We start from the raw sequence: 11,508 nt of genomic DNA, 5'->3' as shown, positions 1-11,508 counted from the left end.
GGCGGTGCCGGCGCTAGTCGTGATTTCTCTGCACGGACGTCTCATGCGCAGTCGCCTTTTCAACTTTTTATCTTGTCTGCTTCTTACTGCCACTGCCGCTCAACCCGCCCTGGCCGTGGACATAACCACCCAACGTCAATATTACGATGAAGCCAAACGCGCCCTGGCCAAGGGCGATACCGGGCCCTACATGCAATACAGCCAGGCCTTGGCCGACTACCCGCTGACGCCGTACCTGGCCTACGACGAGCTGACCGCACGCCTGAAGACCGCGAGCAACGAGGAAATCGAACAATTCCTCGCCAAAAACGGCGACCTGCCCCAGGCCAACTGGATGAAACTGCGTTGGTTGCGCTGGCTGGCCGAGCGTGGCGACTGGCAGACCTTTGAAAAGTACTACGACCCCAAGCTCAATTTCGTCGAGCTCGATTGCCTGCATGGCCAGTTCCAGCTCACGCACAATCTGAAGGCCGAAGGCTACAAAACCACCGAAAAACTCTGGCTGACCGGTAAATCGCAACCGTCCGCCTGTGATGCCACGTTCGCGCAGTGGGCCGCAGATGGCCAACTCACCGAACAGAAAATCTGGGACCGCGCCAAGCTCGCCGCCGAAGCCCGCAACTACGCGCTGGCCAACAGCCTGGTGAAAAGCCTGCCGACCCTCGGCGCCCAAGGCCGCCTGATGGTGGACGTGGCGCAAAAGCCGGAGATGCTCAGCGACCCGTCGCGCTTCCTGCCGGCCACCGAGGCCATGTCTGACGCCGTGGGCCTGGGCCTTCGCCGCCTGGCGCGCCAGGACCCGGACAAGGCCATGGCCATGCTCGACGGCTATGCCAGCAGCATGCACTTCTCCCGTGACGAAAAAGTGGCGATTGCCCGCGAGATCGGCCTGACCCTGGCCAAGCGCTTTGACCCACGCGCCCTTGAGGTGATGACCAAGTACGACCCGGAACTGCGCGACAACACCGTGTCCGAATGGCGCCTGCGCCTGCTGTTGCGCCTGGCCCGTTGGGAAGACGCCTACCAACTCACGCGCAAACTCCCGCAGGACTTGGCCACCACCAACCGCTGGCGCTACTGGCAGGCCCGCAGCCTGGAGCTGGCCGAGCCGAAAAACCCGCAAGCCCTAGTGCTGTACAAGAACCTGTCGCGGGAGCGCGATTTCTACGGTTTCCTCGCCGCCGACCGCTCCAAAGCGCCGTACCAGTTGATGAACAAGCCGCTGTTGATGAGCCAGGCGCTGATCAACAAAGTGCGCAACACCCCCGGCGTGCGCCGCGCCCTGGAGTTCTATGCGCGGGGCCAGGTGGTCGATGGCCGCCGCGAGTGGTACCACGTCAGCCGTCACTTCAACCGCGACGAAATGGTCGCCCAGGCCAGGCTGGCCTACGACATGAAGTGGTACTTCCCGGCGATCCGTACCATCAGCCAGGCGCAGTACTGGGATGACCTCGACATCCGCTTCCCAATGGCCCACCGCGACACCCTGGTGCGCGAAGCCAAGGTGCGTGGCCTGCATTCGAGCTGGGTGTTCGCCATCACCCGCCAGGAAAGCGCGTTCATGGACGACGCCCGCTCCGGCGTCGGCGCCAGCGGCCTGATGCAGCTGATGCCCGGCACCGCCAAAGACACCGCGCGCAAGTTCAGCATCCCGCTGGCCTCCCCAGCCCAGGTGCTCGATCCGGATAAAAACATCCAGCTCGGCGCCGCTTACCTGAGCCAGGTACACAGCCAGTTCAACGGCAACCGCGTCCTCGCTTCCGCCGCCTACAACGCCGGCCCGGGCCGCGTGCGCCAGTGGCTGCGCGGCGCCGATCACCTGAGTTTCGACGTGTGGGTGGAAAGCATCCCGTTCGACGAAACCCGCCAGTACGTGCAGAACGTGCTGTCTTATTCGGTGATCTACGGGCAGAAGCTCAATTCGCCACAGCCGTTGGTGGACTGGCATGAGCGGTATTTCGACGATCAATAAAGCGTGACGCATACACAAAAATGCCCGCATCGAAGGATGCGGGCATTTTTTATGCGCAGTGATTTCAGTGCGCAGCCTGTTCCTCCACGCCGTCACTGAACTGCAACGCCGCCAACCGCGCATACAGCGGGTTGCTCGCGATCAACTGCTGATGCGTGCCGATCGCCACCAGCTTGCCCTGGTCCATCACTGCGATCCGGTCCGCATGCTTCACCGTCGCCAGCCGATGCGCGATGACCAGCGTGGTGCGGCCCTGCATCAGTTGTGGCAGCGCCTGCTGGATCAGGTGTTCGCTCTGGGCGTCGAGGGCGCTGGTGGCTTCGTCCAGCAGCAGGATCGGCGCATCTACCAGCAACGCGCGGGCGATCGCCAGGCGTTGCCGTTGGCCGCCGGAGAGGCCCATGCCGCCGTCGCCGAGGTGGGTCTGGTAGCCATCGGGCATTTGCAGGATGAAGTCGTGAGCATGGGCAATCCGCGCGGCGGCTTCGACCTGCTCGCGAGTGGCGCTCGGGTTGCCGTAGCGGATGTTGTCTTCGACACTGCCAAAGAACAGCGCCGGGCTCTGGGACACCAGGGCAAAGTGGCGGCGCAGGTCCTGGGGGTCGAGTTCGGTCAGCGGCTGGCCTTCGAGCAGGATGCGGCCGTGCTGGGGATCATAGAAGCGCAGCAACAGGTCGAAAATCGTCGACTTGCCCGCGCCCGACGGCCCCACCAGCGCGAGGGTTTCGCCGGGGTTGATGGTCAGGCTCAAACCGTCGATGGCGTAAGTGTCCGGCCGCGACGGGTAGGAAAAGCGCAGGTCTTGCAGCTCCATGCGGCCGCTGACGCGTGGCGGTAATTGCACGCTGCCAGCGGCGGGCGCCTGGATCTCGTTGTGCGACTGCAGCAACTCGCCGATCCGCTCTGCCGCCCCCGCGGCGCGCTGCAACTCGCCGAGCACTTCGCTCAAGGTGCCGACGGCGCTACCGACGATCAGGCTGTAGAACACAAACGCGGCCAGCTCGCCGCCGGAAATGCGCCCGCTGATCACATCCATGCCGCCGACCCACAGCATCACCCCGACAGCGCCGAGCACCAGCATGATCACCAGGGTAATCAGCCAGGCACGCTGGGCGATGCGCTTACGTGCGGTGCTGAAAGCGTCCTCGACGGTCACGGCAAAGCGTTGTTCGTCCTGCGCCTGGTGGTTATAGGCCTGCACGGTCTTGATCTGGCCGAGCGTCTCGGACACGTAGCTGCCGACGTCGGCGATACGGTCCTGGCTCAAGCGCGACAGGCTGCGCACGCGGCGGCCGAAAATCAGGATCGGCGCCAGCACCAGCGGCAGCGCCACCACCACGATGCTGGTGAGCTTGGGGTTGGTGACAAACAGCAGCACGATGCCGCCGATGACCATCAACGCATTGCGCAGGAACAGCGACAGCGAGGAGCCGATCACCGATTGCAACAATGTGGTGTCGGTGGTCAACCGCGACTGGATTTCCGAGCTGCGGTTGTTTTCATAAAACCCAGGATGCAGGTAGATCAGGTGGTTGAACACCTGCCGACGAATGTCGGCCACCACCCGCTCGCCGATCCACGACACCAGGTAAAACCGCGCAAACGTGCCGACGGCCAGGCCCAGTACCAGGATCATGAACAGGCCGATGGATTGGTTGAGCAAGTGCGGCGACTGGGTCATGAAGCCCTGGTCCACCAACAGGCGAATGCCCTGGCCCATGGACAAGGTGATACCGGCGGTGACGATCAGCGCCACCAGCGCGCCAAGCGCCTGCCAGCGATAGGGCGCAATGAAGCGGCTGGCCAGGCGAATTGCACGGCGTTGTCGGACTGAGAACATGGGGGGCATCACCTGATGAGGGGAGATCGGAACCTACAGACAACATTGGGGGAACTTGGGTAAATAACAATGAGTCGGGTTAATTATGCCCGCCCACTCTGCCCCCTAGAGGTTATCGGTCTAACACCCGGCTGGAAATTTGTAACGGTTTCTGGTGGACTGAGTATTCGAAGCGATGATCTTGCAAGGAGTTGTAACAGCTCGGTCACGCGGGGGGGTTAAAGTTGGTACACAACCTGATGAGGAGACAGGCCATGACCTTGCAAAACAGCAGCGATGCCAAGATTGAAGTAATCCGCCAACCGCAATACCTGCCTTGCTCCGTCATCGACGCCCAAGGCCGCGAAGTGCAGATTACCGAAGACATGATCCAGCAAGCGTGCCGCGAGCTGGAACAGCGACTGGTCAAGCCTGCCCAGCAAGGCTGAAGCGCCCACGCTCTTTCAGAACCGGCCTTGATGGCCGGTTTTTTTGTGACCTCGTTCCTACAGCAGCTCAGCGCCCAATGCCTCGACGATGCCAGACAACAGCGCCGATTGCCCATGGATACGCACCTTCAAGCCATCGATCTCACGGCGCTCCGGATAGTGCTTGCGCAGCAGATCGAACGCCTTGCGTTGCTCGTCCACCGTTCCCACGAGGCTGCGACGGAAATCCGCATCGTCGCGACGCGGGTCGTACACGCTGCGGCATAACGTCGCCAGCGCCCAGGCCGGGTCGGTAGACGCATTCAAGTGGACCTCGGCCAGCCACGGCGGCGGCAGCAAATCACTCAGTTCAATCGCCGGCGCCTGGCCCAGATGCGCGCAGAACGCCTGGTAGATCTGCGCCGTGCCGCGCTGCTTGCCGTCCAGGCTGTAACCGGCGATGTGCGGGGTGGCCAGCACGCAGAGGTCGGCCAGGTCGACATCCACTTCGGGCTCGCCTTCCCACACATCCAGCACCGCTTGCAGGTCTTCACGCGAAAGCAGCACGTCGCGCAGGGCGGCGTTGTCCACCACCGGGCCACGGCTGGCGTTGATCAGCCAGGCACCGGGCTTGAGGCGGTTGAGGCGCTCGCGGTCGAACAAGTGCCAGGTGGAGCCGTTGCCGGACTTGGTCAACGGCGTGTGCAGGCTGATCACGTCGCATTGCTCGATGATCTGCTCCAGGCTGACGTAGTCACCGTCTTCGGCGATCTGCCGCGGCGGGTCGCAGACCAGCACGTTCCAGCCCAGGCCCTTGAGCACCTTGACCAAACGCCCGCCCACTTCACCGGCGCCGACGACACCGTAAGTCCGCTGGTTGAGGTCGGCGCCCTCGATCTCGGCCAGGGTCTGCAAGCTGCCCAGCACGTAGTCCACCACGCCACGGGCATTGCAGCCGGGCGCGCTGGACCATTGAATGCCGGCACGCTGGAAATAGTCGAGGTCCAAATGATCGGTGCCGATGGTGCAGGTGCCGACAAAGCGCACCTTGGAACCTTCGAGCAAGGCCCGGTTGACGTTGGTCACCGAGCGCACCAGCAGCACATCGGCCTGCTCGACGGTGGCGCGGTCAATGGAACGGCCGGGCACCCGGCGTATTTCGCCAAATCCTTGGAAGAAAGCATCGAGCAGCGGAATATTTTCGTCGGCAACAATCAGCATGGCAGGCTCCTTTGGCGGAACAGCAGTGTACAGGGATGCGATCGGTGTTCCACCGCAGATCGAAGGTGGACGCTGCGGCGCCTGGAAGATCGCTTACAAATCGCTAACACAGGTTTTTTCCTGACCGCTGCGTCAACGCGTAGAATCCGCCGTCCTGCGCTCTTCTTTGGACATCTGCACGTGAACACCGCCACCGCCCCCCTCACCCGTCCCGCCCGCATCAGCCGGGAAGTGCGCGGCCTGCTGACACTCGCCGTGCCGATCATGATCGGCCAACTGGCAACCACCGCGATGAGCTTCGTCGATGCGGTGATGGCCGGGCGCGTCAGCCCGCAGGACCTGGCGGCGGTGGGCCTGGGCAATTCGATCTGGATTCCGGTGTACCTGCTGATGACCGGCACCTTGCTGGCCACCACGCCGAAAGTCGCCCAGCGCTATGGCGCCGGTCACTACAGCGAGATCGGGCCGCTGGTGCGCCAATCCCTGTGGCTGGCGGTGGTGGTCGGCATCACCGCGTCACTGCTGCTGCTCAGCGCCGAACCGATCCTGCACGCGATGAAGGTTGAACCCGACCTGATCAAACCCTCCATGGGCTACCTGCACGGCATCGCCGCAGGCATGCCGGCCGTTGCCCTGTATTACGTGTTGCGTTGTTTCAGCGACGGCCTGGGCCGCACACGCCCGAGCATGGTCATGGGCCTGTGCGGGTTGGCGCTGAATATCCCGCTGAACTACATCTTCATCTATGGCCATTTCGGCGTGCCGGCCATGGGCGGCGTGGGCTGCGGCTGGGCCACGGGCATTGCGATGTGGGTGATGATGCTCGGCCTGGCGGGCTGGACGCGCTGGGGGCCGGCGTACCAGAGCAGCGAACTGTTCAAGCGTTTCGATTGGCCGCAATGGGCGGTGATCAAGCGCGTATTGGGCATCGGCCTGCCAATCGGCATCGCGATCTTTGCCGAATCGAGCATCTTCGCGGTGATCGCCCTGCTGATCGGCAGCCTGGGCGCCACGGTGGTCTCCGGCCATCAGATCGCCCTGAACGTCAGTTCCCTGGTGTTCATGATCCCCTACTCCCTGAGCACGGCCGTCACCGTGCGCGTCGGCCAGGCCCTCGGCCGTGGCCTGCCGCGTGAAGCGCGCTTCGCTGCCGGGGTCGGCATGGGCACGGCGCTGGCGTATGCCTGCCTGTCCTGCAGCCTGATGCTGGTGTTTCGCGAGCAGATCGCGGCGATCTACACCCCGGACCCGGTGGTGATCCACCTGGCGTCGACGCTGATCGTGTTTTCCGCGCTGTTCCAGTTTTCCGACTCGATCCAGGTCACCGCCGCCGGTGCCTTGCGCGGCTATCAGGACACCCGCGTGACCATGGTGCTGACCCTGTTTGCCTACTGGGGCGTGGGGTTGCCGGTGGGTTACGCCCTGGGGCTGACCGACTGGCTGGGCGCGGCGAGCGGCCCCAGCGGTTTGTGGCAGGGGCTGATCGTGGGCCTGAGCTGCGCGGCGGGGATGTTGCTGGTGCGCCTGGCGCGCAGCGCACGCCGACGCATTCGCCGGGACAAGGCGCGGGGTTAAGCAGCACACACCCGCGCTTGCTCGCGAAGGTCGCCAGCGATAACGCAGCTTGCCTGGTTTGACGTGGCGCTCTCGGGGTTTTCGCGAGCAAGCTCGCTCCTACAGGAATCGGGGGCTTAGTTTTCGCGAGCAAGCTCGCTCCTACAGGAATCGGGGGCTTAGTCGAGTTTCTTGCGGATCCAGTACAGGTACGTACCGGCCTGTTCCTGCTGAGCCACCAGTTCGTGGTCAAGGAACACGCAGAACTTGGGAATGTCGCGGCGGGTCGACGGGTCGGTCGCGATCACCTTGAGCAGGCCGCCAGGCGGCAGGTCACGGATGTGCTGGTGCAGCATCATCACCGGCTCCGGGCAGTTCAGCCCGGTGGCGTCGAGGGTGCCGTCGACGGCAGTGTCGGTCATATCGCTCATTGATTACTCCTACGGCAGGCGCTCAGTTTAACGGGCCTTGGTTTTCTTCACATCCACCAGCCGACGCAAGTGGCAGGTCACTTCCTCACGGTCGTGGTACAGCTGCTTACAGCCGATTTCCACACGAATACCGCGCGCCTTGAAGCCGTCTTCGATGCGCTCGAGCAAACGCTTGACCTCGGCGTAACGCTGCTTCATCGGCAGTTTCAGGTTGACCACCGCTTCACGGCAATAGCCTTCGCCGATCCAGGTTTCCAGCAAGGCGGCGTTGCGAGCCGGTTTTTCGACGATGTCGCACACCATCCAGTCCACCGGCTGCTTGGGCACGAAGGTGAAGCCGTCGGCCATCAAGTGTTGCACCAGGCCGGTGTCCATCAGGCTTTCGGCCATGGGGCCGTTGTCGATGGCGGTCACCAGCATGCCCCGGTTGACCAGTTGCCAGGTCCAGCCGCCCGGAGCCGCGCCCAGGTCGACGCCGGTCATGTCGCCGTGCAGGCGCTCGTCCCACTGGTCGCGGGGGATGAAGTGGTGCCAGGCCTCTTCCAGCTTCAAGGTCGAGCGGCTGGGCGCATCGCGGGGGAATTTCAGGCGCGGGATGCCCATCGGCCACATCGCCGAGTTATTCGACTCGGCCAGGCCCATGAACACTTCGCGGCCGCTCTTGAAGGTCAGCAGCAGGCGCGGCTTGCTCGGGTCGTCCACCAGCTTGCCGGCGTTCAGCAGGGCTTTGCGCAGGTGGACTTCGAATTTCTTGCAGAAGTTCGACAGCTCCTTGCCGTCGTTGGTGTCGACCATCTCCAGCCACAGGCTGCCGCACACCGGGAATTCGCGCAGGTGCGCGAGGATCACGCTGATGCGGTCGGTTTCCGGCAGGTCGATGAACACCCCGCGCGCCCACTGCCGCGGGAAGATCAGCTCGGCAAAACGCTGGCCGTGCATCAGGCGCTGGGCGCCGTCTTCCTCGGTGCAGACAAATTCGGCGCAGGCGCTGCCGGTCTTGGCCTTGGCGTAGCCGGAAACGTTCAGGCGCGCGGCGTGTTCCGCGATCTCGGAACAGACTTCGCCTTCAAAACCCGGGCGGCAGTGCATAAAAAGGGTGTTCATCGACTCTCCTGGCGACCCAACGGACTTGCGCTATCGCAATGTCTGTCATGAAAACGCGCGCATGATAACTGACTTCGGAACCTTGGATCTGTCCATAGAGTCCAGTAATTAGCCAGCTACTGAAAACAGGGCTAGTTTGATAGTTCTGTTCGTCCCGTCAGGTCCGTAGCCGTGCGGACCATAAGGAGTCATGTAATGTCATCCCTTGATAGCCTGAGAACCCTTAAAACCCTGCAAATCGACGACAAGACTTATCACTATTTCAGCTTGCCCGAAGCCGCCAAGCGCCTGGGTGACCTGGATAAGCTGCCGATGTCCCTCAAGGTGCTGCTGGAAAACCTGCTGCGCTGGGAAGACAACAAAACCGTCACCGGCGCCGACCTCAAGGCCATCGCCGCCTGGCTCAAAGAGCGCCAGTCCGACCGCGAGATCCAGTACCGCCCGGCCCGCGTGCTGATGCAAGATTTTACCGGGGTGCCCGCCGTGGTCGACCTGGCCGCCATGCGCGCCGCCGTGGCCAAGGCCGGTGGCGACCCGCAGCGCATCAACCCGCTGTCGCCGGTGGACCTGGTGATCGACCACTCGGTGATGGTCGACAAGTTCGGCACCACCGCCGCGTTCGGGCAAAACGTCGACATCGAAATGCAGCGCAACGGCGAACGCTACGCCTTCCTGCGCTGGGGCCAGAGCGCCTTCGACAACTTCAGCGTGGTGCCGCCGGGCACCGGCATCTGTCACCAGGTCAACCTCGAATACCTCGGCCGCACCGTGTGGACCAAGGACGAAGACGGCCGCACCTACGCCTTCCCCGACACCCTGGTCGGCACCGATTCCCACACCACCATGATCAACGGCCTCGGCGTGCTCGGCTGGGGCGTGGGCGGGATCGAAGCGGAAGCGGCGATGCTCGGCCAGCCGGTGTCGATGCTGATTCCGGAAGTGATCGGCTTCAAGCTCACCGGCAAATTGAAAGAAGGCATCACCGCCACCGACCTGGTGCTGACCGTCACCCAGATGCTGCGCAAGAAAGGGGTGGTCGGCAAATTCGTCGAGTTCTACGGCGACGGCCTGGCCGACCTGCCCCTGGCTGACCGCGCCACCATCGCCAACATGGCCCCGGAATACGGCGCCACCTGCGGCTTTTTCCCGGTGGATGAGGTGACCCTGGACTACCTGCGCCTGTCCGGTCGCCCGGCGCAGACCGTCAAACTGGTCGAGGCCTACACCAAGGCCCAAGGTCTGTGGCGCAACGCCGGCCAGGAGCCGGTGTTCACCGACAGCCTGGCCCTGGACATGGGCAGCGTCGAAGCCAGCCTCGCCGGGCCGAAACGCCCGCAGGACCGCGTGTCGCTGCCGAATGTCGGCCAGGCATTCAGTGACTTCCTCGACCTGCAATTCAAACCGACCAACAAGGAAGAAGGCCGCCTGGAAAGCGAAGGCGGCGGCGGTGTGGCCGTGGGCAATGCCGATCTGGTGGGCGAAACCGACTACGAGTACGACGGCCAGACCTATCGTCTGAAAAATGGCGCCGTGGTGATCGCCGCGATCACCTCCTGCACCAACACCTCCAACCCCAGCGTGATGATGGCCGCCGGGCTGGTGGCGAAAAAGGCCGTGGAAAAAGGCCTGACCCGCAAACCCTGGGTAAAAACCTCCCTGGCCCCCGGCTCCAAAGTGGTCACCGACTACTACAAGGCGGCCGGCCTCACCCAATACCTGGACAAGCTCGGTTTTGACCTGGTGGGTTATGGCTGCACCACCTGCATCGGCAACTCCGGCCCGTTGCCCGAGCCGATTGAAAAAGCCATCCAGAAAGCCGACCTGGCCGTGGCGTCAGTGCTGTCCGGCAACCGCAACTTCGAAGGCCGCGTCCACCCGCTGGTGAAAACCAACTGGCTGGCCTCGCCGCCGCTGGTGGTGGCGTATGCGTTGGCCGGTACGGTACGTATCGATATCAGCCGCGAACCGTTGGGCAACGATCAACACGGCAATCCGGTCTACCTCAAGGACATCTGGCCAAGCAGCCAGGAGATTGCCGACGCGGTCGCCCAGGTCAGCACCGGCATGTTCCACAAGGAATACGCCGAGGTGTTCGCCGGCGACGCACAGTGGCAAGCCATCGAAGTGCCGCAGGCCGCGACCTACGTATGGCAGAAGGATTCCACCTACATCCAGCATCCGCCGTTCTTCGACGACATCGCCGGGCCGCTGCCAGTGATCAAGGACATCCACGGCGCCAACGTCCTGGCCCTGCTGGGCGATTCGGTGACCACCGACCACATCTCCCCCGCCGGCAACATCAAGGCCGACAGCCCCGCCGGCCATTACCTGCGCGAACAAGGCGTGGAACCGCGCGACTTCAACTCCTACGGCTCACGCCGCGGCAACCATGAAGTGATGATGCGCGGCACCTTCGCCAATATCCGTATCCGCAATGAAATGCTCGGCGGCGAGGAAGGCGGCAACACGCTGTATGTGCCCACCGGCGAGAAAATGCCGATCTACGATGCCGCCATGAAGTACCAGGCCGCCGGCACACCGCTGGTGGTGGTCGCCGGCCAGGAATACGGCACCGGCTCGAGCCGCGACTGGGCGGCCAAGGGTACTAATCTGCTAGGGGTCAAGGCAGTGATCGCCGAAAGCTTCGAGCGCATTCACCGTTCCAACCTGGTGGGCATGGGCGTGCTGCCGTTGCAGTTCAAGCTGGACCAGAACCGCAAGGCGCTCAAGCTCACCGGCAAGGAGAAGATCGACATCCTGGGCCTCAGCGACGCGCAGCTCGTGCCGCGCATGAACCTGACCCTGGTGATTACCCGCGAGGATGGCAGCAGCGAGAAGATCGACGTGCTGTGCCGGATCGACACCCTCAATGAAGTGGAATACTTCAAAGCGGGCGGCATCCTGCACTATGTGCTGCGCCAGTTAATCGCGTCATAAGGCGATCTCAAAAGCAATGGAGGTCCAATGTGGGAGGGGGCT

Annotated in this window: 8 protein-coding genes; 4 read left to right on the top strand and 4 right to left on the bottom strand. The window is 63.3% G+C overall.

The annotated features are described in order from the left end of the window. Nucleotides 1-43 precede the first annotated feature (43 nt). On the top strand, nucleotides 44-1,972 hold the full coding sequence (locus tag ACP7E3_RS20465) for a transglycosylase SLT domain-containing protein (protein ID WP_108524357.1): 1,929 nt from the start codon (nucleotides 44-46) through the stop codon (nucleotides 1,970-1,972). A gap of 64 nt (nucleotides 1,973-2,036) precedes the next feature. Here ACP7E3_RS20465 and ACP7E3_RS20460 read toward each other — a convergent pair whose 3' ends face one another. After that, on the bottom strand, nucleotides 2,037-3,821 hold the full coding sequence (locus tag ACP7E3_RS20460; protein WP_426124199.1) for an ABC transporter ATP-binding protein/permease: 1,785 nt from the start codon (nucleotides 3,819-3,821) through the stop codon (nucleotides 2,037-2,039). Between the two features lie 245 nt (nucleotides 3,822-4,066). On the opposite strand from ACP7E3_RS20460, the gene ACP7E3_RS20455 reads away from it, so the two are divergent. Further along, entirely contained in the window at nucleotides 4,067-4,240 is a 174-nt protein-coding gene (locus tag ACP7E3_RS20455) for a PA1571 family protein (protein ID WP_017848767.1), read from the top strand. 57 nt (nucleotides 4,241-4,297) lie between these two features. On the opposite strand, the gene pdxB is transcribed toward ACP7E3_RS20455, so the two are convergent. Beyond that, complete coding sequence (gene pdxB / locus ACP7E3_RS20450; RefSeq protein WP_017848766.1) at nucleotides 4,298-5,440, bottom strand: 4-phosphoerythronate dehydrogenase PdxB; 1,143 nt, start codon at nucleotides 5,438-5,440, stop codon at nucleotides 4,298-4,300. Between the two features lie 180 nt (nucleotides 5,441-5,620). Between pdxB and ACP7E3_RS20445 the strand changes: the two genes are divergently transcribed. Continuing rightward, nucleotides 5,621-7,015, top strand: a complete 1,395-nt coding sequence (locus ACP7E3_RS20445; protein WP_169881942.1) for an MATE family efflux transporter — start codon at nucleotides 5,621-5,623, stop codon at nucleotides 7,013-7,015. Between the two features lie 158 nt (nucleotides 7,016-7,173). Here the strand turns inward: ACP7E3_RS20445 and tusA are convergent, their stop codons facing one another. Next, a complete protein-coding gene (gene tusA / locus ACP7E3_RS20440; protein WP_017848764.1) occupies nucleotides 7,174-7,425 on the bottom strand; it encodes a sulfurtransferase TusA in 252 nt (83 codons plus the stop codon). A 27-nt stretch (nucleotides 7,426-7,452) separates the two neighbouring features. Then, nucleotides 7,453-8,529 carry a 23S rRNA (cytidine(2498)-2'-O)-methyltransferase RlmM gene (rlmM, locus tag ACP7E3_RS20435; RefSeq protein WP_046490414.1) on the bottom strand — a complete coding sequence of 359 codons (1,077 nt, stop codon included), beginning with the start codon at nucleotides 8,527-8,529 and terminating at the stop codon, nucleotides 7,453-7,455. Nucleotides 8,530-8,724: 195 nt separating this feature from the next. On the opposite strand from rlmM, the gene acnA reads away from it, so the two are divergent. Beyond that, nucleotides 8,725-11,466 (top strand): aconitate hydratase AcnA, encoded by a 2,742-nt coding sequence (acnA, locus tag ACP7E3_RS20430; protein WP_057004998.1) that lies wholly within the window; start codon nucleotides 8,725-8,727, stop codon nucleotides 11,464-11,466. Nucleotides 11,467-11,508 lie beyond the last annotated feature (42 nt).

This window comes from Pseudomonas sp. PSPC2-3, from assembly GCF_049898265.1.
GTDB lineage: Bacteria > Pseudomonadota > Gammaproteobacteria > Pseudomonadales > Pseudomonadaceae > Aquipseudomonas > Aquipseudomonas veronii.
Note: the sequence above shows the minus strand (reverse complement) of the source record. Positions and strands in the feature narration are given on the sequence as shown.

Coding starts and splice junctions, on each gene's coding strand:
- rlmM (WP_046490414.1), bottom strand. CDS start 8,529: ATGAACACCCTTTTTATGCACTGCCGCCCGGGTTTTGAAGGCGAAGTC.
- acnA (WP_057004998.1), top strand. CDS start 8,725: ATGTCATCCCTTGATAGCCTGAGAACCCTTAAAACCCTGCAAATCGAC.
- ACP7E3_RS20465 (WP_108524357.1), top strand. CDS start 44: ATGCGCAGTCGCCTTTTCAACTTTTTATCTTGTCTGCTTCTTACTGCC.
- tusA (WP_017848764.1), bottom strand. CDS start 7,425: ATGAGCGATATGACCGACACTGCCGTCGACGGCACCCTCGACGCCACC.
- ACP7E3_RS20455 (WP_017848767.1), top strand. CDS start 4,067: ATGACCTTGCAAAACAGCAGCGATGCCAAGATTGAAGTAATCCGCCAA.
- pdxB (WP_017848766.1), bottom strand. CDS start 5,440: ATGCTGATTGTTGCCGACGAAAATATTCCGCTGCTCGATGCTTTCTTC.
- ACP7E3_RS20460 (WP_426124199.1), bottom strand. CDS start 3,821: ATGCCCCCCATGTTCTCAGTCCGACAACGCCGTGCAATTCGCCTGGCC.